We start from the raw sequence: 24,481 nt of genomic DNA on the forward strand, positions 1-24,481 counted from the left end.
GTGCCGTGGTACCGTGGATACACAACGGCGCGGGGTGGAGCAGCTCGGTAGCTCGCTGGGCTCATAACCCAGAGGTCGCAGGTTCAAATCCTGTCCCCGCTACTGGAAACGAAGGCCCGGATCCTTGGGATCCGGGCCTTCGTCATGTGTGGTGCGGCGTCGCCGGGCGACACGCCCGGGGTGGCGCGTCTTCTTCAGGTGTGAACGGAACTGGAGGGTACGGAGTTTGGCATGTCTCTGTATCGGGAAGTCGACAAAACGCTGTAGTGACCTCACTGGCTGCGGTATACCAGGTGTACGCGGGTTGCGGGTGGTGCGACGATGGCCCTCATGGGGGACAAGGCAAGGTTGTTGGAGACAGGCCGGTTTGTGCACGCGCCCGACGACGGGCGCGCATCCAGAACGCCGGACGGACGGGAGACCGTGCTTCCGGACCAGCGTGACGACCGGCTGCCGCTGGACGCCATCGAGGCCGACGCCGCGGCGGAGGCGTCCGAAGCCGTGAGCGAAGCCGGCCACCGCCGGGCTGCCGAGGCCGGTGACACCGGGTCCATGAGCGTGCTGGGCGCGCTGCTGCTGCGCCGTGGCGACCTGGACGGCGCCGAACCGTACCTGCGCTCCGCCACCGCGGCGGGCGACCGGGCCGCCGCCAACAACCTGGGCGTCCTCCTGCACCAGCGGGGCTACGCGGACGAGGCGGCGGGCTGGTGGCGCATCGCGGCCGTCGCCGGCTCCGCCGCGGCCGCCCACGCGCTGGGCCGCTACTACCGTGAGCGCGGCGACGAGCCCGCTGCCGAATACTGGCTGCGCCAGTCCGCCGAGTCGGGCCACTGCCTGGGCGCGTACGCCCTCGCCGACCTCCTGGAGCACCGCGGTGACGTGGGTGCCGAGCGCTGGTTCCGGGCCGCCGCCGAGCGTGGGCACCGCGAGGCCGCGTACCGCCTCGCGCGCCTGCTGGACGACCGCACGAAGGCGGTGGGCGGCGGCGACGCCACCGGGGAGGCCGAGGCCGAGCAGTGGTACCGCCAGGCCGCCGCCCGCGGGCACCGCCGCGCCGCCCTGCACCTGGGCACGCTCCTGGAGGAGCGCGGCGACACCCAGGAGGCCGGCCGCTGGTACCTGACCGCCGCCAAGGGCGGGGAGGCGCGGGCCGCCTGCGCCCTGGGCTTCCTGCTGCGCGACGCGGGCGACGAGGAGAGCGCCGCCGAGTGGTGGCGCCGCGCCGCCCAGGACGGCGACGGCAACGCGGCCAACGCGCTGGGCGCGCTGCACGCCGACCGCGGCGAGACGCAGACCGCCGAGCGCTGGTACCGCGCCGCACTGGACGCGGGTGATGTGAACGGCGCGTACAACATCGGCCTGCTCTGCGCCGAGCAGGGCCGGGACGGCCGCGGCGAGCAGTGGTACCGCCGCGCCGCCTATGCCGGGCACCGCGAGGCCGCCAACGCGCTCGCCATCATGCTGCTCCAGCGCGGCGACTCGGCCGGCGCCGAGCCGTGGTTCTCCAAGGCCGCCGAGGCGGGCAGCGTGGACGCCGCCTTCAACCTGGGCATCCTGTACGCGGAGCGCGGCGCGGAGCGGACGGCGCACGAGTGGTACGAGCGCGCCGCGGCGGCCGGGCACACGGAGGCCGCCCTCCAGGTCGCCATCGTCCAACTGCGCGACGGTGACACGGAGGCCGCCGAACGGAACCTGCGCCGCGCGGCGGAGGGCGGCAGCGCCGAGGCGGCGTTCCGCCTGGCCGACCTGCTGGACCGCCGCGACGGCGGTGCGGTCGAGCGGCGGCAGGACGACGAGTGCACCCGGTGGTACGAGCACGCCGCGCACCAAGGGCACCGGCGCGCCCAGGTCCGGGTTGGCATGTTCGCGGCGGCGCGGGGCGACGTGGTCGAGGCCGCGCGCTGGTACCGCGCGGCGGCGGAGGCGGGCAGCCGCAACGGCGCCTTCAACCTCGGCCTCCTCCTGGCGCGCGAGGGCAGCCTGCCGGAGGCCGCGCTGTGGTGGACCCGTGCGGCCGAGGACGGCCACGGACGCGCGGCCCTGCGCCTGGCGCTGCTCGCCGCCCGGCGCGGCGCGCTCGCCGAGGGGCATCAGTGGTGCCGCCGGGCGGTGGAGCTGGGGCCGCCGGAGGTGGCGGAGCGCGCGGCGCGGCTGCGCGAGGCGCTCCAGGAGGAGCTGACGGCGTAAGCCCGGCCGGTACCGTACAGGGCGCTGCGGGCGCGCAGCCCCGGCCGTACGGGGGCTGCGGGGCGGCCTGTGGGGCATGACCCGGCGGGGGCGGCGCGCCTCCGCCGGGCCGCGGGGCCCCGCCGTACGCGGCTCGGCTGTCGCTGGCCCCAGCGCAACGGACAGTGATTTGCGCTGGTCGGCGCGGTGAGGCTAGAGTGGAGACACAACGGCGCGGGGTGGAGCAGCTCGGTAGCTCGCTGGGCTCATAACCCAGAGGTCGCAGGTTCAAATCCTGTCCCCGCTACTGATCGGCGAAGGCCCGGATCCTCGGATCCGGGCCTTCGCCGTGTTGCGGTGCGGGGCCTGTGTGCGGGCGAGGTCACTCGCCGCGGCGTTCGCCCTTCGGACCCTGGCCGCGCTCGGTGCGCGGCCCCCTGCTGCGCAGGCCCCCTTCGTTCTGGAGGGTCTCGTTCGCCTCCTGGTTGGCCTGCTGGTCGTTGATCCCGTTGTTCTCGGCGTCCTTGCGGAGCCGGGCGCGGCGGGTGTCGTAGCTCTTGCTGCCGGGCTCGGGCACGGTGAACCACCTCCTGGGCCCTGAGTGCCCCGGCAAGTCTGGCGAAAACGCCGCAAAGGGGACACGCGGCGTCACTGCCCGCGCGATGTGACCTCGTACCGCTGTCCCCTGTCTGCCGGGCCGCTGGGCGCCTCTGCCGAGAGGTGCGCGCAGGCCGAAGAGCCCGCGCCGTCCCGGGGCGGGCTCTTTCTGTGGTCGGCGCCGTCGCGCGGGGGCGCGGTCGGCGCCGGGGGTCAGCTGTGCGAGTGGCAGTTCGGGCAGATGCCCCGGTACGTCACCGACACCTCGGAGACCTGGAAGCCGAAGCGTTCCGGCACCGGCAGCGCGGCGAGCGGGTCGCTGTCCAGGTGGACGTCCCTTATCGTCCCGCACCGCGAGCACACCAGGTGCTGGTGGTCGTGGTGGGCGTTCGGGTCGTACCGCTTGGCGCGGCCGTCCGTGCTGACCTCCAGCACCTCGCCGAGCGAGACCAGCTCGCCCAGCGTGTTGTAGACGGTCGCGCGAGAGATCTCCGGCAGGCGCTCGGTCGCCTTCGCGTGCACCTCGTCGGCGGTGTAGTGGACGTGGTCCCCGTCGAGGACCTCGGCGACGACGCGTCGCTGCGCGGTCAGCCGCCAGCCGCGTCCCCGGAGCCGTTCCAGCAGGTCACTCATGCCAATCACCTATCAGTCAGATAAGGGCAAGGGTAGCAGTGGTCCGTCCATCACCGGATTCGGTACGAGTTTCGGGATCATCTTGACTTAGACAAAGTCCAATGTAGGATCGGTTTCGGCGCAAGCCAAGGGCAGGTTCATGACTCAGGAGGCGCACGTGTCGGTACAGAGCAGCACCGGACCGCTGACCACGGAGGCCGGGGCACCGGTCGCGGACAACCAGAACAGCGAGACGGCCGGCATCGGCGGCCCCGGACTCATCCAGGACCAGCTCCTGATCGAGAAGCTCGCGCACTTCAACCGTGAGCGCATCCCGGAGCGCGTGGTGCACGCCCGCGGCGCCGGCGCGTACGGCACCTTCACGGCCACCGCCGACATGTCGCGCTACACCCGCGCCAAGTTCCTCTCCGAGGCCGGCAAGCAGACCGAGACCTTCCTGCGGTTCTCCACGGTCGCCGGCAACCTCGGCTCCGCCGACGCGGTGCGCGACCCGCGTGGCTTCGCGCTGAAGTTCTACACCGAGGACGGCAACTACGACCTCGTCGGCAACAACACCCCGGTGTTCTTCATCAAGGACGCCATCAAGTTCCCCGACTTCATCCACACCCAGAAGCGCGACCCGTACACCGGCTCCCAGGAGGCGGACAACGTCTGGGACTTCTGGGGCCTGTCGCCCGAGTCCACCCACCAGGTGACCTGGCTGTTCGGCGACCGCGGCATCCCGGCCTCGTACCGCCACATGGACGGCTTCGGCTCGCACACCTACCAGTGGAACAACGAGGCCGGCGAGGTCTTCTGGGTCAAGTACCACTTCAAGACCGACCAGGGCATCAAGAACCTCACCGCGGCCGAGGCCGCCAAGCTCGCCGGCGAGGACCCGGACAGCCACCAGCGCGACCTGCGCGAGGCGATCGAGCGCGGCGACTTCCCGAGCTGGACCGTCCAGGTGCAGATCATGCCGGCCGCGGACGCCGCGACGTACCGCTTCAACCCGTTCGACCTGACCAAGGTCTGGCCGCACGCGGACTACCCGCCGATCGAGATCGGCAAGCTGGAGCTCAACCGCAACCCGGAGAACGTCTTCGCCGAGGTCGAGCAGTCGATCTTCTCCCCGCACCACTTCGTGCCGGGCATCGGCCCCTCGCCCGACAAGATGCTCCAGGGTCGCCTGTTCGCGTACGCGGACGCCCACCGCTACCGCGTCGGCATCAACGCCGACCACCTGCCGGTCAACCGCCCGCACGCCACCGAGGCCCGCTCGCACGCCCGCGACGGCTACCTCTACGACGGCCGCCACGGCCGCGCGAAGAACTACGAGCCGAACAGCTTCGGCGGCCCGGTGCAGACCGACCGCCCGCTGTGGCAGCCGATCGCGGTGAGCGGCACGACCGGTGAGACCGAGGCGCCCTCGCACGCCGAGGACAACGACTTCGTGCAGGCCGGCAACCTGTACCGCCTGATGACGGAAGAGGAGAAGGACCGCCTGATCGACAACCTGGCGGGCTTCATCTCGAAGGTCTCGCGCGACGACATCGCCCAGCGCGCGATCGAGAACTTCCGCAAGGCGGACCCCGACTACGGCAAGCGGCTGGAGGCCGCGGTCCAGGCCCTGCGCGGCTGACCCATCCCTTGCCGTAACACCGAAGAGGCCGGACGCCAGTGGGCTCCGGCCTCTTCGCGTACCCGCGCCCGGGCCCGTACGGCGGCCCGCGCCGCGCCGGCGCCATGGCCCGCGCCGCGCGGACTCCGCGGCCCGCGTCACTCCGGCGCGGGCGCCGGTACCCCGGGACGGGCGCGCTCATCCCGGCGCGGGTGCCCTCATCCCGGCGCGGGCGCCGTCACGCCGGTACGGCGCTGACCCGCTCCGCGCGCTGCTCCGGGACCGCGGCGCGGCACCTGATGATGTCGCGGACCGACACGATCCCCACCGGCTCCCGGTCGTCGAGCACGATGAGGTGACGGAAGCCGCCGTGCACCATGGCACGGGCGGCCTCGTCGAGCGTCCATTCGGGCGCGGCGAAGACCACGTCCGAGGTGGTGTGGGCCTGCGCGGTCTCCTGGTCCGGGTCCTCTCCCGCGCCCAGGGAGTTGAGGATGTCGCGCTCGGTGAGGATGCCGAGCCCGCTGGTGTCGGTGTCGAGGACGACGGCCGCGCCGACGCGGCGGGCCGCCATCAGGTGGGCCGCCTGGCGCAGTGTGTGGGCGGGGCCGATGGTGAGGACCACCGTGCTCATGGCGTTGCGCACGTACATGGGCATGGGATGGAGCCACCTCCTTGGCGCTTGCGGGTGCACCTTGCGAATCGATTCACAAGTTCACAAGCTTCGGTGTTCTCATGCTCACATGCGCCCGGAGGGGCAACAAGGGGCGCGGAACGGACGATTGCCGTTTGCGCGCCCCCGGGGGCCGGTTCGTATACGAGTCCGAGCCCGCCGCTGCCTCAGCGGTGCCCGGCCGTCCGTACCGCCTCAGCGGCGCCCGTCGCCGATGTAGTTGAGCAGCTCCTCGTGCAGCAGGCCGTTGGAGGCCGCGGCGTTCCCGCTGTGCGGGCCCGGCACGCCGTCCAGGCCGGTGAACCGGCCGCCCGCCTCCTGCACGACGACGGCGCAGGCCGCCATGTCCCACAGCGACAGCTCGGGCTCCGCGCAGATGTCCACCGAGCCCTCGGCGACCATCATGTACGGCCAGAAGTCGCCGTAGCCGCGGGTGCGCCAGCAGTCCCGGGACAGTTCCAGGAAGCCGGGGAGCCGGCCCTGTTCCTCCCAGCCGGTGAGCGAGGAGTACGCGAACGACGCGTCCTGGATGCGGCCCACCTGCGACGCCTGGAGACGGCTCGCGGAGGTCAGGCTGCGCCCCGTGTACGCGCCGAGCCCCTCCGCCGCCCACCAGCGGCGGTTGAGCGCGGGTGCGGAGACGACGCCGACCACCGGACGGTCGCCGCCCTCGCCGCGCTCCATCAGGGCGATGAGCGTGGCCCAGACCGGCACCCCGCGCACGTAGTTCTTCGTACCGTCGATGGGATCGACGATCCAGCGGCGCGGACCGGAGCCCTCGCTGCCGAACTCCTCGCCCAGGACGGCGTCCCGTGGACGGGCGCGCTGCAGATGACCACGGATCAGTTCCTCGGCCGCCTTGTCGGCCTCGCTCACCGGAGTCATGTCCGGTTTGGTCTCGACCTTGAGGTCGAGTGCCTTGAACCGCTCCATGGTCGCGGCGTCGGCGGCGTCCGCCAGGACGTGGCCGAGGCGGAGGTCATCGTGATAGTCGGGCATGTGCGAACAGTATCGATTGGTGTCCGGCACGAGCCACATGACCACGGTTCCCCGGCGCGTACGGACCCTTGACAGCCCCTGGTGGTGAGTCAATCCTGTGCGCACACCGGCCATCTGGGCCGGCGGCCTGGGAGGCGACGATGCCTACAGCGCGTGATTCCCTGCTGGACGCCGCCTACGCGGCGCTCGCGGCGAGGCCGTGGGCGGGCGTCCGGATGGTCGATGTCGCGGCCGAGGCCGGGGTGTCCCGGCAGACGCTCTACAACGAGTTCGGCAGCAAGGAAGGGCTGGCCCGGGCCCTGGTGCGGCGGGAGACGGAAGGCTATCTCGCCGGGGTGACCCGGGCCCTGGAGGAACCGGGGCCGACGGCGGGCGGGGACGTGGAGGCCCGCGTCGTGGCGGCCGCCGCCTGGACGGTGCGGGCCGCGCGCACCAATCCGCTCGTACGGGCGGCGCTGACCGGCTGCTGGAGCGAGCGCCTGCCCACGCCGGCGGGCGGAGTGCCGGGCCAGCGCGGGGCGCACTCCGGTGGCGCGGGGGCGCACATGGACGGGCCGCCGGGGCCGACGGAGCTGGTGGGCCGGTTCTGCGACCGCGCGGTGGCCGCGCTGGAGGCCGACTGGCCCAAGGAGGACCTGCCCGAACTGGGCACCGCCTGCGCGACGGCGGCCCGCCTCACCTTGTCGTACGTGGTGGCCCCCGCCGAGCCGGACGACCTGACCCGCCAGCTGCACAGGGCGTTCGCCTGCGCCGCACACCGTGCGTGAGCCGCGCACCGTGCGTGAGCCGCGCACTGTTCGTTCATGAGCCGCACACCGTGCGTGAGCCGCGCGCCGCCCCCGTCTGCCGTTCCTCAGTGGGCCGAGCCGGAGAGCTGCAGGCCGATGACGCCGACGATGACGAAGGCGATGGAGACGAGCTTGAGCGTGGAGGTGAGGTCGCCGAGGAAGACCATGCCGTAGATGGCGGTGCCGGCGGCGCCGATGCCGGTCCACACCGCGTAGGCCGGCCCGACGTCGAGCTTCTTCAGCGAGAGGGTCAGCAGGCCGAAGCTGCCCAGGGCGAAGCAGGCGAAGGCGATGGTGGGCCAGAGCCGGGTGAAGCCGTGCGAGAGCTTGAGGCAGACCGCGAATCCCGTCTCCAGGAGTCCTGCCACCACGACGAGCAGCCACGCCATGTCCATTGCCTCCGTACGGTCCGTGACCACTTCGTCAGCCTTGGTGTGATTATGCATTTACCTCGGCCGCGGGGCAGCAAACTTTGCGCGGTCAGTCCCCCTCGCGTCGTTCCCGCGTGGCCAGCAGACGGCGTAGCGAGTACAGGCGGGCCGGGTCGGCGTGCCCGTCGGCGACCCACTGGTCCAGGGCGCAGTCCGGCTCGTCGTGGCTGCACGCGCGCGGGCAGCCGGCGGTGCCGGGCACCAGGTCGGGGAAGGCGAGGACGACCCGGGACGGGTCCACGTGGTGCAGGCCGAAGGAGCGCACGCCCGGGGTGTCGATGACCCAGCCGGAGTCGTCGGGCAGGGGCAGTGCGAGGGCCGAGGTGGTGGTGTGCCGGCCGCGCCCGGTGACCGCGTTGACGTGGCCGGTGGCCCGCTTGCGGTCCGGCACCAGCGCGTTGACGAGGGTGGTCTTGCCGACGCCGGAGTGCCCGACGAAGGCGGTCATGTGCCCGCGCAGCCGGTCGCGCACCTGCTCGGCGGCGGTGCCGTCGGCGAGTTCGACACGGTTGGTGACGACGTAGGGGACGCCGAGCGTGCCGTACGACTCCAGGAGCGCGTCCGCGGAGGCCAGGTCGGACTTGGTGAGGACCAGCAGCGGGTCGAGCCCGGCGTCGTACGCGGCGACCAGACAGCGGTCGATCAGCCGCGGGCGCGGTTCCGGGTCGGCCAGTGCGGTGACGATCGCGAGCTGGTCGGCGTTGGCGACGACCACCCGCTCGAACGGGTCGTCGTCGTCCGCCGTACGCCGCAGGGTCGAGCTGCGCGGCTCGACCCGGACGATCCGCGCGAGGGTGTCCTTGGCGCCGGACAGGTCGCCGACGACCGCGACCCGGTCGCCGACCACGACGGACTTGCGGCCCAGTTCACGGGCCTTCATCGCGATGACCGTGCGGTCCTCGATCAGACAGGTGGTCCGGCCGCGGTCGACGGTCAGGACCAGGCCCTCGCTGGCGTCCTCGTGCTTGGGGCGGATGTTCGTACGGGGGCGGTTGCCCTTGCGGTTGGGGCGGACGCGGACGTCGTCCTCGTCGGGGTTCTTGCCGTAGCGGCGCATGGTCGAAGGAGCCTCAGCCTCTCCCGGCGGTGGCCGCCGCCTCGCCCAGCATCCCCGTCCACAGGGCCGGGAAGTCGGGGAGCGTCTTGGCGGTCGTCGCCACGTTTTCGACCTGGACGCCCGGTACGGCCAGTCCGATGACCGCGGCGGCGGTGGCCAGCCGGTGGTCCTCGTACGTGTGGAAGATGCCGCCGTGCAGCGGGCGCGGCCGGATGTGCAGGCCGTCCTCGGTCTCGGTGACGTCGCCGCCCAGCTCGTTGATCTCCTTGGTGAGCGCCGCCAGCCGGTCGGTCTCGTGGAGCCGCAGATGGGCGACGCCGCGCAGGGTGGACGGGGAGTCCGCGAGGGCGGCCACCGCGGCGATGCCCGGGGTCAGCTCGCCGACCTCGCTCAGGTCGACGTCGATGCCGTGCACACGGCCGGTGCCGGTGAAGGTCAGCCCCTGCTCGGTCAGCTCGCAGGAACCGCCCATGGCGGTGAAGATCTCGCGCAGCGCGTCACCGGGCTGGGTGGTGCGCTCGGGCCAGTCGGGAATGGTCACCCGGCCGCCGGTGACCAGCGCCGCCGCCAGGAAGGGCTGGGCGTTGGACAGGTCCGGCTCGACGATCAGGTCGCGGCCGAGCAGGGCGCCGGGGGTGACCCGCCAGACGTTCGGCTCGCCGCCCGACTCCGGGGTGTCCACCTGGGCGCCGACGCTGCGCAGCATGTCGACGGTCATCCGGATGTGCGGCATCGAGGGCAGCGCCGCGCCGACGTGCCGTACCTCGACGCCCTGGTTGAAGCGCGGCGCGGACAGCAGCAGCGCGCTGACGAACTGCGACGAGGAGGAGGCGTCGATCTCGACGGCGCCGCCCTCCAGGGCTCCGCCGCCGAACACCGTCATGGGCAGCGCGCCGCGGCCGTCGTCGTCGATCCGGGCACCGAGCGAGCGCAGCGCGTTGATCACGCCGTCGAGCGGGCGCTCGTAGGAGCGCGGGTCGCCGTCGAAGCGGATGGCGCCGTCGGCGAGGGCGGCGAGCGGCGGCAGGAAGCGCATGACCGTGCCCGCGTTGCCGACGTCGACGGTGGCCGGGCCGTGCAGCCCGGCCGGGATCACCCGCCACGCCTCGCCCCCGCCGCCGTCCGCGCCGGCCGTGGCGGCGGCGCTGGACGGGGCGGTCTCCTCGATGCCCACGCCCATCGTGCGCAGCGCCTCGGCCATCAGCAGGGTGTCGCGGGAGCGCAGCGGGCGGCGCAGCCAGCCGGGTTCGGAGGACAGGGCGGCGAGGACGAGGCCACGGTTGGTGACCGATTTGGAGCCGGGCACGGTGACGGTCGCGTCGACCGCCCCGGCGGCTACGGGGGCGGGCCAGAGGGCGGGATGCACGGGGCTCTCGGTCATGTCCCTCACTTTAATGGCTGGGCCCGGGTGCAAATCTTGATCAGAAGTGGCGCAACCTGCAGGAAACACGGCACTGATAGTGCGGGCGGGGTCACGGTGCGGGACCGCGCTCCCGGCGTCACGCTCCGGGGCGCGTGCGGCGGGCGCTCGCATACCGGCCGTACCGGCTCGCGACGGGCGCCGGCGGACGGGCCCGGCGGCTCAGACGTCCAGCAGCCAGCGCCCGCCGCCGGCCAGCGAGCACAGCGTCACCAGGTGGAAGAGGCCCAGCCAGACGGCCGCCGGCACCCGGGTGAGCCGGGCCAGCTGGTCGGGGTCGGAGTCCCCGGCCCGGCCGCGGCGGCGCTTGCCCTGGAGCTCGAAGGGCGGCCGTACGCCGCCCAGGAGCAGGAACCAGACGACCGCGTACGCGAACGCCGCCTGCACCTCGGGAGCGGTCAGCCAGGAGACGAGGAAGAAGGCGGCGCCGGCCAGGACGACGGTCAGCACGCCGTACGCGTTGCGGATCATCAGCAGCATCGCGGCGAGCAGCGCGGTGGCGCCCCACAGCAGCGCCGTGATGTGCCCGGACGCCAGCAGCCAGGCGCCGAGGAGCCCCAGCAGGGACGGGGTGACGTACCCGGCGGCGGCGGTGAGGATCATGCCGAGGCCGGTCGGCTTGCCGCGCGAGACGGTCAGCCCCGAGGTGTCGGAGTGCAGCCGGATGCCGGACAGCCGGCGCCCGCTGAGCAGGGCGACGAGCCCGTGGCCGCCCTCGTGGGCGATGGTGATGGCGTTACGGGACAGCCGCCAGGCGCGGTACGGGGCGATGGCGGCCAGCGCGACCACCGCCGTGACGACGACGAGCCAGGGCGGCGGGTCGGGCTGGATGCCGAAAACCCTGTCCCATACGTCGGTGATATGACCGGTGTCCATCTCTCCCCTTGGTCTGGCGTGGCACTGTGGCATGCATGTGCGGACGGTATGCAGCGAGTCGCAGCCCCGAGGATCTGGTGGGGCTCTTCGAGGTCGAGAAGTGGGAGCCGGAGGAGACCCTGGCGCCCGACTGGAACGTCGCCCCGACGAAGCACGTCCACGCGGTGCTCGAACGTCCTCTGAAAGACGCGGAAGACCGCCGTCCGGTTCGCCAGCTGCGGAGACTGACCTGGGGGCTGATCCCGTCCTGGGCGAAATCGCCGGACGGCGGCGCGAAGATGATCAACGCTCGGGCCGAGACGGTGCACGAGAAGCCGTCGTACCGGCGGCCGTTCGCGGCCCGCCGCTGCCTGCTGCCCGGCGACGGCTACTACGAGTGGGCCACGGCCGCGGCCGAACGGCAGCTGGAGGAACAGGGCAGGCGCAAGCGCCCGCGCAAGCAGCCCTATTTCGTCACGCCGGCGGACGGCCAGGTCATGGCGATGGCCGGGCTGTACGAGTTCTGGCGCGACCGCACGCTGCCCGACGACCACCCGCAGGCATGGTGGGTGACCTGCACGGTCGTCACCACCGAGGCGGAGACCACACCGCTGGCGAACGCGGACGGCGGCGAGGGGCCGCAGGCGCTCGCCGACATCCACCCGCGGATGCCGCTGATCATGACGCCCGACAAGTGGGACGCCTGGCTCGACCCGGCCCGTACGGAGGTGGACGACATCCTTCCGCTGCTCGCGCCGCCGCCCGCCGGGCTGATGCGGGCGTACCCGGTGTCGTCCGACGTGAGCAATGTGCGCAACAACGGGCCCGAACTGGTCAAGGAGCTGCCGGCACCGGAGGCGGGCACGCTGTTCTGACGGGCTCCCGCGTGCGGTCGGTCGTTTCGCGTGCGCGGCGGGCGGGAGCCACTTGCTCCGGCGCCCCCTCCGCCGTGTGCCCCCGCACCGCCACGGCCCCGTGAGGCGGCAGGATGAGGGCGTGAGCGAAACAGTCGAGACTCCTGTGGGTGAGGCGCGCATCACCTGGCACCCGGCGGCGGACGCCCGGGCCGTCCTCGCCGTCAGCCACGGCGCCGGCGGCGGCATCGAGGCCCGGGACCTGCGCGCGCTGGCCGCCGCGCTGCCCGCGCGCGGCTACACCGTCGCGCTGGTCGAGCAGCCGTGGCGGGTGGCCGGCAAGAAGCTGGCTCCCGCCCCCAAGACGCTGGACACCGCCTGGACCGCGCTGTGGCCGTCCCTGGAGAAGCCCGGTCTGCCGGTGGTGGCGGGCGGGCGCAGCGCGGGGGCGCGGGTGGCCTGCCGTACGGCGCGCGACCTGGGCGCGCACGCCGTACTGGCGCTGAGCTTCCCGCTGCACCCGCCGGGCAAGCCGGAGAAGTCGCGCGCGGACGAACTGACCGGGGCCGGCCTGCCGACGCTGGTGGTGCAGGGCGGCCGGGACCCGTTCGGGAGGCCGTCGGAGTTCCCGGCGGACACCCGCGTCGTCGAGGTGCCGCACGGTGACCACGGATTCGCCGTACCGAAGAAGGCGGACCTCGACGAGCCGGCGGCGCTGGCCGTGCTCACCGGCGCGGTGGGGGAGTGGCTGGACGGCCTCTTCCGCTGACCGCGGCCCCCGCCTGCCGCGCACCCCTCTGTACGTCCCTCAGCTGTCGTCGCCCTTGGAGCGCGGCCGGGCGCGTACGTGCATCCGCTCGCCCTGCCGCCCGAAGAGGCTGAGGATCTCCACCGGCTCGTCGTCCGCCGGGCCGAACCAGTGCGGCAGCCGGGTGTCGAACTCGGCGGCCTCGCCGGAGCGCAGCACCACGTCCCGGTCGGCGAGCAGCAGCCGCAGCCGCCCGGAGAGCACGTACAGCCATTCGTAGCCCTCGTGGGTGCGCTGCTCGGGCGGGCCCGGCACCGGTTCGACGATCATCTTGTACGCCTGGAGTCCGCCGGGCTGCCGGGTCAGTGGCACGAACGTCATGTGGTTCCTGCGCTGCGGCACCGCGCGCACCCGGGGATCGCCCACCTCCGGCGCGCCGACCAGCTCGTCCAGCGGTACCTGATGGGCCTGGGCGAGCGGCAGCAGCAGCTCCAGGGTGGCCTTGCGCCCGCCCGATTCCAGGCGGGAGAGCGTGCTCACCGAGATGCCCGTCGTCTCCGAGAGCGCGGCGAGCGTCACGCCCCTTTCCTGCCGCAGCCGCCGCAGCCGCGGTCCCACGTCCGACAGCACCCGTTCGTACGCCTTGTCATCCATGTCTTCATTGCTGAAGCGGCAAGGCCGTTTGTCAAGGGATCGGCGTGTCCCGGCAGCCCGCGCGAGCCCGGGTGACCATGCTCACGCGCCGGGCGGACGGGGCGGGAATGACGTGCGGGGTGCGGCTGTTGTGCGGATTGCAGGAACGCTGAAGGAATCTTCGAAGAATGGGAGCCCGCCGCATGGGAATCGCTTGCCCAGCCCGCCCGCAGGCCGCTGACCTGCAGTGGACACAGCTGCGGGGCGCCCAGGCCGCCATGGCTGGAGCGGCGGCGGTACCGGATCGTCGTCTATTCTCCGATTCGAGCGGGTCCGCATCCGGATCCGTCACGGTGTTGGAGGAGGTGGGTCCGGTCACCGGTACCGACGCAGGGACCGACGGCACGGCAGAGGAACACGCTGGCAACGGGAAGCGGGAGACGGACGCCGAGCGCAACGCGCGCTTCGAGCGGGACGCGCTCACCTTCCTGGACCAGATGTATTCGGCCGCGCTGCGCATGACGCGCAACCCGGCCGATGCGGAGGACCTGGTTCAGGAGACGTATGCGAAGGCGTATGCGTCCTTCCACCAGTTCCGTGAGGGAACGAACCTCAAGGCGTGGCTGTACCGCATCCTCACGAACACCTTCATCAACTCCTACCGCAAGAAGCAGCGCGAACCCCAGCGCAGTGCCGCCGAGGAGATCGAGGACTGGCAGCTCGCGCGCGCCGAGTCGCACATGTCGACCGGCCTGCGCTCGGCCGAGTCCCAGGCGCTGGACCATCTGCCGGACTCCGATGTGAAGGCGGCACTTCAGGCCATTCCGGAGGAATTCCGCATCGCGGTCTATCTCGCGGACGTCGAGGGCTTTGCGTACAAGGAGATCGCCGACATCATGGGTACACCCATCGGCACGGTGATGTCCCGTCTGCACCGCGGCCGGCGCCAACTGCGCGGCATGCTGGAGGATTACGCCCGGGAGCGCGGGCTGGTCCCCGCCGGGGCAGGCGCGGCGACCGCGCAGTCGTCGCAGCCGCACGATCGGAAAGGCTCGGGATCATGAGCTGCGGAGAGCCGCACGAGAAGGACTGCTCAGAGGTCCTCGACCATCTGTACGAGTATCTCGACCGCGAGATGCCGGCCGGTGAATGCGAGAAGTTCCAGGAGCACTTCGACGAATGCTCGCCCTGCCTGGAGAAGTACGGGCTGGAGCAGGCCGTCAAGAAGCTCGTCAAGCGCTGCTGCGGCCATGACGACGTACCGACCGACCTGCGGTCGAAGGTCATGGGCCGGATCGACCTGATCCGCGCGGGCGAGGCGGTGCCCGAGCAGAGCGTGCTCGAACAGGCCAGGCAGGAACAGGCGGCGGCCCGCGCCGCCGCGGCCGCGAAGGCCCCCGAGCAGGCGTCCGGGTCCGGCCCCGACGACACGCTCGACGCGCGTGGCGAGACCGCGCGGGCCGAATAACGCGACGTATCACCCGAAGGGGTGAGGGGCGGGGGTTTCGCCCCGCCCGACCCGCTGACGCGCCGCCCCGTGGCCCGGCCTCCCTCCGGTGGGACGGGCCCGTTCTTCCCCGCCCCGTCGGCCGAGCGTTCCCGCCGCCACCGGCGGCCCGGGCCGCCGCCCGGGTCCGGCGCCGTTCCCCGCCCACCGGGCACCAACTCCCGCACGACGGCCAGCTCTTTCGTACGCCCTGCTGCCGGACGTAGCGGCCGCCGCCGTCTCCCTCTCCTGCGCCCTGCCGTCCCTTTTGTCGCAATCCGCCACCCGCTGCACCGTCGCGTCGAGCCGTGCGGTGAGGTGTGAACTGGGCATGGGCGCACGTGGCTTGGAGACGGACGCGTACGGCATCCGGACGCGCCCCCGTCCGGGCCGTAGCGCGCCCCGGCACCCCCCTTCCGGCCCCGCCCAGATCGTCACAAAGGCCCGCGCAAGGTCATGGAACCGATGGGTAATGAGCGGTCCCGGAGATGGGCATGGTTGGATGCGAAGGAACCCCCACGAACGGGGATTCAGGGGGTCGGCGAAAGGCAAGGAGCCGGTGAGGGGGTCGGTGGCGGGCCGCGGGCGGCGCGGCAACCGGGCTGAGCCCGGCGGCAATCTGTGGCAGGTTGTCGAGTGGGCCCTCGAACGGCCCCCGGCGTCCGTCCGGGGCGGTATCCAGGAAGCAACCAGCAGGCGGGAATCGTGAGGATCTTCGGCAAGGTACGGCACCGGCCCTCCGCCTCGTGGCGGCAGGCGACCGACCGCGCTTTCACGCTGATCGGTGACGGCCGTTACGAGGACGCGGGCGCGCTGCTGACGCGGGCGGCCGACATGGAGCCGTGGCTGTCGGAGTCCTGGTTCAACCTCGCGCTGCTGCACAAGTTCCGCCACGACTGGGAGCAGGCGCGCGCCGCCGGACTGCGCGCGGTCGCCCTGCTGGACCGCGAGGCCGGGGCGCCCGACTGGTGGAACGTGGGCATCGCGGCCACCGCCCTCCAGGACTGGCCGCTGGCCCGGCGGGCCTGGCAGGCGTACGGCCTCAAGGTGCCCGGCGAGGGCTCGCCGTCCGCGGAACCGGTCGGCATGGAGCTGGGCAGCGCCGCCGTGCGCCTGTCGCCCGAGGGCGAGGCCGAGGTGGTCTGGGGCCGCCGGCTGGACCCGGCCCGCATCGAGGTGCTCTCCATCCCGCTGCCGTCCTCCGGGCGGCGCTGGGGCGAGGTGGTGCTGCACGACGGCGTGCCGAACGGCGAGCGCACCACCGCCGCAGGCCCGTCGTTCCCGGTGTTCGACGAGATCGAGCTGTGGGCGCCCTCACCGGTCCCGACCTGGGTCGTGCTCCTGGAGGCCGCCACCGAGGCCGACCGGGACGCCCTGGAGCGCCTGGCCGCCGACGCGGGCTTCGCCGCCGAGGACTGGTCCTCCTCCGTCCGCCTGCTGTGCCGTACCTGCTCCGAGAGCCGGATGCCCAGCGACGAGGGCGAGGGCGAGCACCTGGACCCGCACGACCACAGCGAACCGGGCCACCCGGGCCCGCTCGGGCACCGCACGGCGGGCTCCGGCTCCCTGTGGGTCCCGGAGCGCGAATGCGGCATCGCGGCCCCGGCCGGCCTGGTGCGCGGCCTGCTGGACGGCTGGGTCGCGGACAGCCCGGACACCCGTGAGTGGCGTGACCTCGAAGAGGTCTGCTGAGCGTCTGCGGGCGGCCTGGACGTCGTACGCCCGTCCGGTCCGGGAGGGCGCACCCGGCCACGGATTAGGCTGGAGGGCGAATATTTCGGGTTTCCAGGAAGGCGTACGGCGGACATGGCGGAACAGCCTGTTTTTGACCACAACGAGGAGCGGGCGGCGGAGGGCTTCGTCGACGACGTCACCGGCGCGGCGGAGCGGGAGGCGGCGCACCGTGAGCGCGGTACGTCCCGTCCGATCACCGTCGTCGGCAACCCGGTGCTGCACAAGGAGTGCAAGGACGTCACCGAGTTCGACGACGGGCTCGCCCGGCTGATCGACGACATGTTCGCCAGCCAGCGCACGGCCGAGGGCGTGGGCCTGGCCGCCAACCAGATCGGCGTGGACCTGAAGGTCTTCGTCTACGACTGCCTGGACGACGAGGGCGTACGCCACGTCGGGGCGGTCTGCAACCCGGTCCTGGAGGACCTGCCGGTCGAGCGGCGGGTGCTGGACGACTCCAACGAGGGCTGCCTGTCGGTGCCCGGCGCGTACGCGGAGCTGGCCCGCCCCGACTACGCGGTCGTCCGCGGCCAGGACGCCGAGGGCAACCCGATCAAGGTCCAGGGCACCGGCTACTTCGCGCGCTGCCTCCAGCACGAGACCGACCACCTGTACGGCTACCTGTACATCGACCGGCTCTCCAAGCGCGACCGCAAGGACGCCCTCAAGCAGATGGCCGAGCGCGAGCCGCGGTACCCGGTCGTCGCCAACGACTGAGCCCCGCCCGGCCCGGTCGCGTTGTCATCGACTCGTCGAATCCGGTCCCGATTCGCCGGACGCAAAGAAGCGGACGGTGCCGGTCCGTGCGTACGGACCGGCACCGCCCGGCGTGCTCAGAACTCGTCGTCGAAGGAGACCGAGCCCTCGACGGCGACCTGGTAGGCCGAGGCGCGCCGCTCGAAGAAGTTGGTCAGCTCCTGGACGTTCTGCAGCTCCATGAAGGAGAACGGGTTCTGCGAGCCGTACACCGGCGCGAAGCCCAGGCGCTGGAGGCGCTGGTCGGCCACGCACTGGAGGTATTCGCGCATCGACTCGGTGTTCATGCCCGGCAGCCCGTCACCGCACAGGTCCCGGCCGAACTGCAGCTCCGCCTCGACGGCCTCCTTGAGCATGTCGGTGACCTGGTGCTCCAGCTCGTCGTCGAAGAGGTCGGGCTCCTCCTCGCGCACCGTGTCCACGACCGAGAACGCGAACTCCATGTGCATGGTCTCGTCGCGGAAGACCCAGTTGGTGCCGGTGGCCAGGCCGTGCAGCAGGCCGCGCGAGCGGAACCAGTACACGTACGCGAAGGCGCCGTAGAAGAACAGGCCCTCGATGCAGGCCGCGAAGCAGATCAGGTTCAGCAGGAAGCGGCGGCGGTCCGCCTTGCTCTCCAGCCGGTCGATGGACTCGACCGAGTCCATCCACTTGAAGCAGAACTCGGCCTTCTCCCGGATGGAGGGGATGTTCTCCACCGCGGCGAACGCGGCCGCGCGGTCGTCCGGGTCGGGCAGGTAGGTGTCCAGCAGGGTCAGGTAGAACTGGACGTGCACGGCCTCCTCGAACAGCTGCCGGCTCAGGTAGAGCCGCGCCTCGGGGGAGTTGATGTGCTTGTAGAGCGTCAGCACCAGGTTGTTCGCCACGATCGAGTCGCCGGTCGCGAAGAAGGCGACGAGCCGGCCGATCAGGTGCTGCTCGCCCGGCGAGAGCTTGGCGAGGTCGGCGACGTCGGAGTGGAGGTCGACCTCCTCCACCGTCCAGGTGTTCTTGATCGCGTCGCGGTAGCGCTCGTAGAAGTCCGGGTAGCGCATCGGGCGCAGGGTCAGCTCGAAGCCCGGGTCGAGGAGGTTCTTCTTGCCGGTGGTGGCGGTGTGCGAGGCGGCCGCGGTCGTCTCGGCGGGCTGGTTCTTCTCGGGTGCGGTCGTCATTACTGGCATGCCTCGCAGGACTCGGGGTTTTCCAGGGAGCAGGCGACGGCCTCGGGGTCGGCCGCCTGGGCGGGTACGGGAGCGGTCTGCGCGCCCCCGCCCGTGCCGCGCGCGGACTGGGCGATACGGGTCGCCGGCCGCGAGCGGAGGTAGTACGTGGTCTTGATGCCGCGCTTCCAGGCGTAGGCGTACATCGAGCTGAGCTTGCCGATGGTCGGCGACGCCATGAACAGGTTCAGCGACTGGCTCTGGTCGAGGTAGGGCGTACGGTCCGCCGCCATGTCGATCAGCGCGCGCTGCGGGATCTCCCACGCCGTGCGGTACAGCTCACGGGTCTCGGCGGGGATCCAGTCCAGGTCCTGCACCGAGCCGTTGCCCTCGCGCAGCGCGTCACGGGTGCGCTCGTCCCACAGGCCCAGCGCCTTCAGTTCCTCGATCAGGTACGCGTTGACCTGGAGGAACTCGCCCGACAGCGTCTCGCGCTTGAACAGGTTGGAGACCTGCGGCTCGATGCACTCGTACACGCCCGCGATGGAGGCGATGGTGGCGGTCGGCGCGATGGCCAGCAGCAGCGAGTTGCGCATGCCGGTCGCCGCGATACGGGTGCGCAGCGCCGCCCACCGGTCCGCCCAGCGCGGCTCGGCGTTCGGGTAGTGGTCGGGGTGCAGCACGCCCCGGGCCGTACGGGTCGCGGACCAGGCCGGGTGCGGGCCGTGCCGCTCGGCCAGGTCGGCGGACGCCTCGTACGCCGCGAGCATGATCCGCTCGGAGATGCGGGTGGACAGCTCCCGCGCCTCGGGCGAGTCGAAGCGCAGCCGCAGGCGGAAGAAGACGTCCTGGAGGCCCATCAGGCCCAGGCCCACCGGCCGCCAGCGGGAGTTGGAGGCGCCGGCCTGCTCGGTCGGGTAGAAGTTGATGTCCACCACGCGGTCCAGGAAGGTCACCGCCGTGCGGACCGTGGCGTCCAGCCGCTCCCAGTCCATCTCGCCGTCGTCGCCCAGGTGGGCGGCGAGGTTGACCGAGCCGAGGTTGCAGACGGCCGTCTCGCCGTCGTCGGTGACCTCCAGGATCTCGGTGCACAGGTTCGAGGAGTGCACGACCTTGCCGGGCTCGGCGGTCTGGTTGGCGGTGCGGTTGGCGGCGTCCTTGAAGGTCATCCAGCCGTTGCCGGTCTGCGCGAGGGTGCGCATCATCCGCGCGTACAGGATGCGCGCCGGGACCTGCTTGACGGCCAGGCCCGCGGCCTCCGCCGCGCGGTACGCGGCGTCGAACTCGTCGCCGTACAGGTCCACCAGCTCGGGCACGTCGCTGGGGGAGAACAGCGACCAGTCGGCGTCGGCCTCGACGCGCCGCATGAACTCGTCGGGGATCCAGTGCGCGATGTTCAGGTTGTGGGTGCGCCGGGCCTCCTCGCCCGTGTTGTCGCGCAGCTCCAGGAACTCCTCCAGGTCCGCGTGCCAGGTCTCCAGGTAGACGCAGGCGGCGCCCTTGCGACGGCCGCCCTGGTTCACGGCCGCGACCGAGGCGTCCAGGGTGCGCAGGAACGGCACGATGCCGTTGGAGTGGCCGTTGGTGCCGCGGATCAGCGAGCCGCGGGCGCGCACCCGGGAGTACGACAGGCCGATGCCGCCGGCGTGCTTCGACAGGCGCGCCACCTGGTGGTAGCGGTCGTAGATCGAGTCCAGCTCGTCCAGCGGGGAGTCCAGCAGGTAGCAGGAGGACATCTGCGGGTGCCGGGTGCCGGAGTTGAACAGGGTGGGCGAGGAGGGCAGGTACGACAGCGAGCTGGTCAGCCGGTACAGCTCGGCGACGTCGTCCAGGGCCCGCTCGCTGTGGTCCTCGGCCAGGCCGCAGGCCACGCGCAGCAGGAAGTGCTGCGGGGTCTCGATGACCTGCCGGGAGATCGGGTGGCGCAGCAGGTAGCGGGAGTGCAGGGTGCGCAGGCCGAAGTAGCCGAACCGGTCGTCCGCGCCGTCCGCCAGGGCCCGTTCGACCAGCGCGTCCAGCCGGGCCGCGTGGGTGCGGACGAACGCCGCCGTGGAGTCGGCGATCAGGCCCTCGCGGTGGCCGGTGGCGACGGAGGCGGAGAAGGCGACCGCCCCCTCCGCGGCCGCCTCCTCCGCGATGGCACGGGTCAGCAGGCGGGCGGCCAGCTTGGAGTACTGCGGCTCGTCGCCGATCAGGCCGGCCGCGGCCTCCATGGCCAGCGAGCGCAGCTCGGCCTCGTCGGAGCCGGGGTGCCGGCCGCGCAGCGCGGCGGCGGCGATCTTGCCGGGGTCGGTGGCGTCCAGGTCGGCGGTGAGGTCGGTCAGTGTGCGCAGCAGCGCGGCGCCGGGGCCGTCCTCGGCCCGGCCGCCGGCACCCTGCCGGGGCTGCGTGTCCTTCGCGGGCTGCACGACCTGCTCGGCTGATGCGGGCTCCGTTGGCGCGATGGTCACGTGCTGCTCTCCCTCACTCGGCGGGGGCCCGGGGGAGGAGCGGAGGGCCGCGTACGGGCGTGCGGCACCCCTGGTATGCCGAGGGGCGCGCGGGCACACCGCGCAGCGTCCACCGGCCCAACCCGCGAGGCCCGGACGTATCGTCGACCGCGCCGGAGGTGGCGCGGGCGTACTGTGGGCAGGTCTTCGGACTCACGGGTGCGGATTGCCGCACTTCGTACACCGTTGCGGGACAGTTCCGGATTCGCACCGGATTCCCCTGCGACGACAGCGAGGACGAGCATACATCTTGTGCTGCCTCGTGCACCCACCCCCATATCTTGTGTCGCGTTGGGGCGGGGTTGTCCGAAGCCGTGGTATTCAGCGGCCGTTCCGGGCCTCCCGGCGGGGCTCGCCGGGGCCGCCTCGGGGCCGCTTCCGGGCCGCTGTGAAGGCGCTTCCGAGCCGCTTCGGGGGCCCTGTTCCCGGGGGGTTCCACGGCCGTTCCGGCGTCGTCCGGCACCGCTCCGGGCGGCCTGGACGGGGGCTGATGCAGGGGGCGTATTGGTGGCGCGGAATGTCCCTGATGCGTTGACCGGGACCCCTGAAGCGTATTGGCTCCTTGTCTGCTCCGTCGGCCGGCGGGGCGGGTGGGGGAGTTGGGCAAGGGGGGGAGACATGCGAAGGAACGGTGCGGCGCGGGGTGTCGTGAAGGCCGTGGGGCTGGTGGCGGGTGCGTGTGCCGTGGCGGGAGTGCTGCCCGCGGCGAGCGCCGCCGCGAGGCCGGCGGCACCGGCGACCGAGCGGGTCGGCGTCGCCGCGGACGGGACGCAGGGAAACGGTTTTTCAGGAGCGCCGGCGCTCAGCGCGAACGGGCGGTTCGTGGCATTCACCTCGGAAGCCACCAATCTGGGACCATCGGACACCAACGGCCACCAGGACGTCTACGTCAAGGATTTACGGACGGGAAAGGTCGGCCTGGCCAGCGTCGGCAGTACCGGCACGCCCGGCGACGGCCTCTCCGGCTCGCCCGGGATCAGCGCCGACGGGCGGTACGTGGCCTTCTACTCCAGCGCGACGAACCTGGTGCCCGGCGACACCAACGGCGAGGGCGACGTCTTCGTGCACGACCGCCGCACCGGGCGCACCACGAGCCCCACGGCGGGCGCCGGCCGGTCCCCGTACGGATTCGGGGTGCAGAACTTCGCCCTCAGCGGCAGCGGACGCCACCTCGCCTTCGGCTCCTACCGTCCGGACCTGGTGCCCGGTGACACCAACGAGCGCCTGGACGTCTTCGTCCACGATGTGCAGAAGGAAACGACGGAACGGGTCAGCGTGGCGAGCGACGGCACGCAGGGCGACGGCGCGTCCGGCTTCCCGTCGATCAGCGCCGACGGCCGCCGGGTGGGGTTCACCTCCAAGGCGACGCATCTCACCCCCGCCGGCCCCGGCTTCCGCCGCCCGCCGCCGCAGGACCCCATGTACGTGCACGACCTGGACACCGGGCGGACCCGGGCGGCGAGCCTGAGCAGCACGGACGCCGTGGTCGGCGTGTCCCCGTCCCCCCGGCTCGGTCCCGACGGCCGGTACGCGGTCTTCTCCGCCGTGGCCGACGACGTGGTGCCGGACGACACCAACGGGACGTACGACCTCTTCGCCCGCGACCTGGAGACGGGCACCACCCGGCTGCTGTCCCGCGCGCACGACGGCTCCCAGGCCAACGGCTGGTCCTCCGACGGGCGGCTCAGCGCGGACAACCGGTGGCTCTTCTTCACCTCCGCGGCCACCAACCTGGTGCCCGGTGACACCAACGGCCAGGTGGACGGCTTCGTCCGCGACCTGCGCACCGGGCGGGTCGAGCGGATCAACGTCGGCGAGGACGGCGGCCAGTCGGCGTCCTGGACGGACATCGCGGCCCCCGACGCCGCCGGGCGGCTGGCGGCCTTCGACTCGCGCGACGCGGCGCTGGTGCCCGGGGACACGAACGGGACGGGCGATGTGTTCGTCCGCCGGCTCCGCCACTGACGTACCGGCGCGCCGGTGCGGCGTGGCCCGCCGGCGCGGCGCAGAAACGTACCGACCAGGAGGGGAACCGACCATGAGGACCGCCAGCACCGTACGAAGACTCGCCGCCGTCACGGGCGTGTGCGCGCTCGCCGCGCTGCTGCCCGCCGCGACGGCCGACGCCCGGTCCGCACCGCCGCACGGCACCGAACGCGTCAGCGTCGCCGCCGACGGCACCCAGGGCAACGGCGGCTCGTCCGCCTCGGCGATCAGCGCCGACGGCCGGTACGTCGCCTTCGACTCCGACGCGACCGGCCTCGTACCCGGCGACACCAACGGGCAGCCGGACGTCTTCGTCAAGAACCTGCGCACCGGCGCCGTCGAACGGGTCAGCGTGGCGGGCGACGGCACCCAGGCCGACTCCTGGTCGTCCACCCCGTCCATCAGCGCCGACGGCCGCTACGTCGCCTTCGCGTCCGGCGCGGCCAACCTCGTGCCGGGCGACACCAACGCCGCCACCGACATCTTCGTGCACGACCGCAGGACCGGGCGGACCGAGAGCGTCACGCTCGACGGAAAGCCCCCGCAGGGCAAGCAGGGCTCCCAGATGCCGGTGATCAGTGCCAACGGCCGGTACGTGGCGTTCGCCTCCAGCCGCGAGGACCTGGTGCCCGGCGACACCAACCAGGCCCAGGACATCTTCGTCCGCGACCGCCGGACCGGCGCCGTGACACGGGTCAGCGTCTCCGCCACCGGCGAGCAGGCCACCGGCCCGTCCGCCAACCCGGTGATCAGCTACGACGGCCGCACGGTCGGCTTCATCTCCAAGGCCGCGAACCTGCGCCCGGACCCGGCCGCGGCCGGACGCGGCGAGGCGGACCTGCGCAGACCGCACAGCTACCCGTTCTACGTGCACGACCTGGACACCGGCCGTACCGCCGTGGGAAGCCTCAGCTCGACCGGGGAGACGGTGGGCGCCTGGAACGCCTCCCTCAGCCCCGACGGCCGCTACGCGGTCTTCTCCAGCCAGTACGGGGAAGTGGTACCCGGCCATCCGACGGGCCGCGCCGACCTGTTCGTACGCGACCTCGTCAAGGGCACGACGGAGCAGCTGACGTACACCTACGACGGCAAGCAGCCGCAGGAGGGCCGTTCCGACAGCGGCGTCCTGTCCGCGGACAACCGCCGCCTGTTCTTCGAGTCCTCGGTGCCGGACCTGGTGCGAGGCGACACCAACCAGGCGGAGGACGTCTTCGTCCGGGACATGCGGACCGGCGTCATCGAGCGGGTCAGCACCGCCGCCGACGGCTCCCAGGCCCAGGCCCGGTCCGCCAACCCCTCCACCGACGCCACGGGCCGGACCGCGGCCTTCGACTCCGAAGCGGCGAACCTGGTCCCGGGCGACACGAACGGGGTGACGGATGTGTTCGTACGGAGGGTGGGGCCGTAACCAACTGCCGTAACCGGGCGGGCGGGCCCGGG

At 72.5% G+C, this 24,481-nt stretch carries 22 protein-coding genes, 2 tRNA genes and 1 riboswitch; of the genes, 13 read left to right on the forward strand and 11 right to left on the reverse strand.

Annotated features, from left to right (window positions below):
- The first annotated feature begins 28 nt into the window (after nucleotides 1–28).
- From ACH4FX_RS17380 to ACH4FX_RS17390, 3 genes are all read left to right on the forward strand, one after another.
- Nucleotides 29–102: transfer RNA gene (locus ACH4FX_RS17380), tRNA-Met, on the forward strand.
- 219 nt (nucleotides 103–321) lie between these two features.
- Nucleotides 322–2,187, forward strand: coding sequence for a tetratricopeptide repeat protein (locus tag ACH4FX_RS17385; protein ID WP_398479724.1), 1,866 nt, complete (start codon nucleotides 322–324; stop codon nucleotides 2,185–2,187).
- A 212-nt stretch (nucleotides 2,188–2,399) separates the two neighbouring features.
- Nucleotides 2,400–2,473: transfer RNA gene (locus ACH4FX_RS17390), tRNA-Met, on the forward strand.
- A 75-nt stretch (nucleotides 2,474–2,548) separates the two neighbouring features.
- Here ACH4FX_RS17390 and ACH4FX_RS17395 read toward each other — a convergent pair.
- Complete coding sequence (locus tag ACH4FX_RS17395; protein WP_398479726.1) at nucleotides 2,549–2,743, reverse strand: hypothetical protein; 195 nt, start codon at nucleotides 2,741–2,743, stop codon at nucleotides 2,549–2,551.
- Between the two features lie 233 nt (nucleotides 2,744–2,976).
- A complete protein-coding gene (locus ACH4FX_RS17400) occupies nucleotides 2,977–3,396 on the reverse strand; it encodes a Fur family transcriptional regulator (protein WP_003987106.1) in 420 nt (139 codons plus the stop codon).
- 139 nt (nucleotides 3,397–3,535) lie between these two features.
- Here ACH4FX_RS17400 and ACH4FX_RS17405 point away from each other — a divergent pair, with 139 nt between their 5' ends.
- The gene (locus ACH4FX_RS17405; protein WP_398479728.1) at nucleotides 3,536–5,017 is read left to right on the forward strand and encodes a catalase; all 1,482 of its coding nucleotides are present in this window, start codon (nucleotides 3,536–3,538) and stop codon (nucleotides 5,015–5,017) included.
- A 217-nt stretch (nucleotides 5,018–5,234) separates the two neighbouring features.
- Here the strand turns inward: ACH4FX_RS17405 and ACH4FX_RS17410 are convergent, their stop codons facing one another.
- Both ACH4FX_RS17410 and hisN read right to left on the reverse strand, forming a co-directional pair.
- Nucleotides 5,235–5,648 carry a cyclic nucleotide-binding/CBS domain-containing protein gene (locus ACH4FX_RS17410; protein WP_398479987.1) on the reverse strand — a complete coding sequence of 138 codons (414 nt, stop codon included), beginning with the start codon at nucleotides 5,646–5,648 and terminating at the stop codon, nucleotides 5,235–5,237.
- 216 nt (nucleotides 5,649–5,864) lie between these two features.
- Nucleotides 5,865–6,668 carry a histidinol-phosphatase gene (hisN, locus tag ACH4FX_RS17415; protein WP_398479730.1) on the reverse strand — a complete coding sequence of 268 codons (804 nt, stop codon included), beginning with the start codon at nucleotides 6,666–6,668 and terminating at the stop codon, nucleotides 5,865–5,867.
- 140 nt (nucleotides 6,669–6,808) lie between these two features.
- Between hisN and ACH4FX_RS17420 the strand changes: the two genes are divergently transcribed.
- Entirely contained in the window at nucleotides 6,809–7,435 is a 627-nt protein-coding gene (locus ACH4FX_RS17420) for a TetR/AcrR family transcriptional regulator (RefSeq protein WP_398479732.1), read from the forward strand.
- Nucleotides 7,436–7,521: 86 nt separating this feature from the next.
- Here ACH4FX_RS17420 and ACH4FX_RS17425 read toward each other — a convergent pair whose 3' ends face one another.
- The 4 genes from ACH4FX_RS17425 to ACH4FX_RS17440 all read right to left on the reverse strand — a co-directional run bounded on the left by ACH4FX_RS17425 (nucleotide 7,522) and on the right by ACH4FX_RS17440 (nucleotide 11,240).
- Nucleotides 7,522–7,845, reverse strand: coding sequence for a DMT family transporter (locus ACH4FX_RS17425; RefSeq protein WP_398479734.1), 324 nt, complete (start codon nucleotides 7,843–7,845; stop codon nucleotides 7,522–7,524).
- Between the two features lie 91 nt (nucleotides 7,846–7,936).
- The gene (gene rsgA / locus ACH4FX_RS17430) at nucleotides 7,937–8,944 is read right to left on the reverse strand and encodes a ribosome small subunit-dependent GTPase A (RefSeq protein ID WP_398479736.1); all 1,008 of its coding nucleotides are present in this window, start codon (nucleotides 8,942–8,944) and stop codon (nucleotides 7,937–7,939) included.
- A 13-nt stretch (nucleotides 8,945–8,957) separates the two neighbouring features.
- On the reverse strand, nucleotides 8,958–10,325 hold the full coding sequence (gene aroA, locus ACH4FX_RS17435; RefSeq protein ID WP_398479738.1) for a 3-phosphoshikimate 1-carboxyvinyltransferase: 1,368 nt from the start codon (nucleotides 10,323–10,325) through the stop codon (nucleotides 8,958–8,960).
- Nucleotides 10,326–10,526: 201 nt separating this feature from the next.
- Entirely contained in the window at nucleotides 10,527–11,240 is a 714-nt protein-coding gene (locus ACH4FX_RS17440; RefSeq protein WP_398479740.1) for a M50 family metallopeptidase, read from the reverse strand.
- A gap of 35 nt (nucleotides 11,241–11,275) precedes the next feature.
- Here ACH4FX_RS17440 and ACH4FX_RS17445 point away from each other — a divergent pair, with 35 nt between their 5' ends.
- Together ACH4FX_RS17445 and ACH4FX_RS17450 are read left to right on the forward strand one after the other, a co-directional pair.
- The gene (locus tag ACH4FX_RS17445; RefSeq protein ID WP_398479742.1) at nucleotides 11,276–12,094 is read left to right on the forward strand and encodes an SOS response-associated peptidase; all 819 of its coding nucleotides are present in this window, start codon (nucleotides 11,276–11,278) and stop codon (nucleotides 12,092–12,094) included.
- A 121-nt stretch (nucleotides 12,095–12,215) separates the two neighbouring features.
- Nucleotides 12,216–12,842, forward strand: coding sequence for an alpha/beta family hydrolase (locus tag ACH4FX_RS17450; RefSeq protein ID WP_398479744.1), 627 nt, complete (start codon nucleotides 12,216–12,218; stop codon nucleotides 12,840–12,842).
- Between the two features lie 39 nt (nucleotides 12,843–12,881).
- On the opposite strand, the gene ACH4FX_RS17455 is transcribed toward ACH4FX_RS17450, so the two are convergent.
- Nucleotides 12,882–13,475, reverse strand: coding sequence for a helix-turn-helix domain-containing protein (locus tag ACH4FX_RS17455; protein WP_398479746.1), 594 nt, complete (start codon nucleotides 13,473–13,475; stop codon nucleotides 12,882–12,884).
- Between the two features lie 344 nt (nucleotides 13,476–13,819).
- Here ACH4FX_RS17455 and ACH4FX_RS17460 point away from each other — a divergent pair, with 344 nt between their 5' ends.
- From ACH4FX_RS17460 to def, 4 genes are all read left to right on the forward strand, one after another.
- A complete protein-coding gene (locus tag ACH4FX_RS17460; RefSeq protein ID WP_398479988.1) occupies nucleotides 13,820–14,518 on the forward strand; it encodes a sigma-70 family RNA polymerase sigma factor in 699 nt (232 codons plus the stop codon).
- Nucleotides 14,515–14,922 (forward strand): mycothiol system anti-sigma-R factor, encoded by a 408-nt coding sequence (gene rsrA / locus ACH4FX_RS17465; protein ID WP_398479748.1) that lies wholly within the window; start codon nucleotides 14,515–14,517, stop codon nucleotides 14,920–14,922. Before ACH4FX_RS17460 ends, rsrA begins: the two co-directional genes overlap by 4 nt.
- A 723-nt stretch (nucleotides 14,923–15,645) precedes the next feature.
- On the forward strand, nucleotides 15,646–16,632 hold the full coding sequence (locus ACH4FX_RS17470) for a hypothetical protein (RefSeq protein ID WP_030370727.1): 987 nt from the start codon (nucleotides 15,646–15,648) through the stop codon (nucleotides 16,630–16,632).
- 114 nt (nucleotides 16,633–16,746) lie between these two features.
- Complete coding sequence (def, locus tag ACH4FX_RS17475; protein WP_398479750.1) at nucleotides 16,747–17,388, forward strand: peptide deformylase; 642 nt, start codon at nucleotides 16,747–16,749, stop codon at nucleotides 17,386–17,388.
- A 116-nt stretch (nucleotides 17,389–17,504) separates the two neighbouring features.
- On the opposite strand, the gene ACH4FX_RS17480 is transcribed toward def, so the two are convergent.
- Entirely contained in the window at nucleotides 17,505–18,578 is a 1,074-nt protein-coding gene (locus tag ACH4FX_RS17480) for a ribonucleotide-diphosphate reductase subunit beta (RefSeq protein WP_398479752.1), read from the reverse strand.
- Nucleotides 18,578–21,016, reverse strand: a complete 2,439-nt coding sequence (locus ACH4FX_RS17485; protein WP_398479754.1) for a ribonucleoside-diphosphate reductase subunit alpha — start codon at nucleotides 21,014–21,016, stop codon at nucleotides 18,578–18,580. Before ACH4FX_RS17485 ends, ACH4FX_RS17480 begins: the two co-directional genes overlap by 1 nt.
- 159 nt (nucleotides 21,017–21,175) lie before the next feature.
- A riboswitch (cobalamin riboswitch) is annotated at nucleotides 21,176–21,317 on the reverse strand.
- Nucleotides 21,318–21,673: 356 nt separating this feature from the next.
- Between ACH4FX_RS17485 and ACH4FX_RS17490 the strand changes: the two genes are divergently transcribed.
- Nucleotides 21,674–23,020 (forward strand): TolB family protein, encoded by a 1,347-nt coding sequence (locus ACH4FX_RS17490; protein ID WP_398479756.1) that lies wholly within the window; start codon nucleotides 21,674–21,676, stop codon nucleotides 23,018–23,020.
- Nucleotides 23,021–23,093: 73 nt separating this feature from the next.
- Nucleotides 23,094–24,449 (forward strand): TolB family protein, encoded by a 1,356-nt coding sequence (locus ACH4FX_RS17495; RefSeq protein WP_398479758.1) that lies wholly within the window; start codon nucleotides 23,094–23,096, stop codon nucleotides 24,447–24,449.
- Nucleotides 24,450–24,481: the final 32 nt, after the last annotated feature.

Origin of the sequence: Streptomyces sp. NPDC018019 (assembly GCF_044327805.1) — a bacterium.
Lineage (GTDB): Bacteria > Actinomycetota > Actinomycetes > Streptomycetales > Streptomycetaceae > Streptomyces.

Bases quoted from the DNA above. Each gene is read 5' to 3' on its own strand.
- ACH4FX_RS17385 (WP_398479724.1), top strand. From the start codon at position 322: ATGGCCCTCATGGGGGACAAGGCAAGGTTGTTGGAGACAGGCCGGTTT.
- ACH4FX_RS17400 (WP_003987106.1), bottom strand. From the start codon at position 3,396: ATGAGTGACCTGCTGGAACGGCTCCGGGGACGCGGCTGGCGGCTGACC.
- ACH4FX_RS17405 (WP_398479728.1), top strand. From the start codon at position 3,536: ATGACTCAGGAGGCGCACGTGTCGGTACAGAGCAGCACCGGACCGCTG.
- ACH4FX_RS17410 (WP_398479987.1), bottom strand. From the start codon at position 5,648: ATGTACGTGCGCAACGCCATGAGCACGGTGGTCCTCACCATCGGCCCC.
- hisN (WP_398479730.1), bottom strand. From the start codon at position 6,668: ATGCCCGACTATCACGATGACCTCCGCCTCGGCCACGTCCTGGCGGAC.
- ACH4FX_RS17420 (WP_398479732.1), top strand. From the start codon at position 6,809: ATGCCTACAGCGCGTGATTCCCTGCTGGACGCCGCCTACGCGGCGCTC.
- ACH4FX_RS17425 (WP_398479734.1), bottom strand. From the start codon at position 7,845: ATGGCGTGGCTGCTCGTCGTGGTGGCAGGACTCCTGGAGACGGGATTC.
- rsgA (WP_398479736.1), bottom strand. From the start codon at position 8,944: ATGCGCCGCTACGGCAAGAACCCCGACGAGGACGACGTCCGCGTCCGC.
- aroA (WP_398479738.1), bottom strand. From the start codon at position 10,325: ATGACCGAGAGCCCCGTGCATCCCGCCCTCTGGCCCGCCCCCGTAGCC.
- ACH4FX_RS17440 (WP_398479740.1), bottom strand. From the start codon at position 11,240: ATGGACACCGGTCATATCACCGACGTATGGGACAGGGTTTTCGGCATC.
- ACH4FX_RS17445 (WP_398479742.1), top strand. From the start codon at position 11,276: ATGTGCGGACGGTATGCAGCGAGTCGCAGCCCCGAGGATCTGGTGGGG.
- ACH4FX_RS17455 (WP_398479746.1), bottom strand. From the start codon at position 13,475: ATGGATGACAAGGCGTACGAACGGGTGCTGTCGGACGTGGGACCGCGG.
- rsrA (WP_398479748.1), top strand. From the start codon at position 14,515: ATGAGCTGCGGAGAGCCGCACGAGAAGGACTGCTCAGAGGTCCTCGAC.
- def (WP_398479750.1), top strand. From the start codon at position 16,747: ATGGCGGAACAGCCTGTTTTTGACCACAACGAGGAGCGGGCGGCGGAG.
- ACH4FX_RS17480 (WP_398479752.1), bottom strand. From the start codon at position 18,578: ATGACGACCGCACCCGAGAAGAACCAGCCCGCCGAGACGACCGCGGCC.
- ACH4FX_RS17490 (WP_398479756.1), top strand. From the start codon at position 21,674: ATGCGAAGGAACGGTGCGGCGCGGGGTGTCGTGAAGGCCGTGGGGCTG.
- ACH4FX_RS17495 (WP_398479758.1), top strand. From the start codon at position 23,094: ATGAGGACCGCCAGCACCGTACGAAGACTCGCCGCCGTCACGGGCGTG.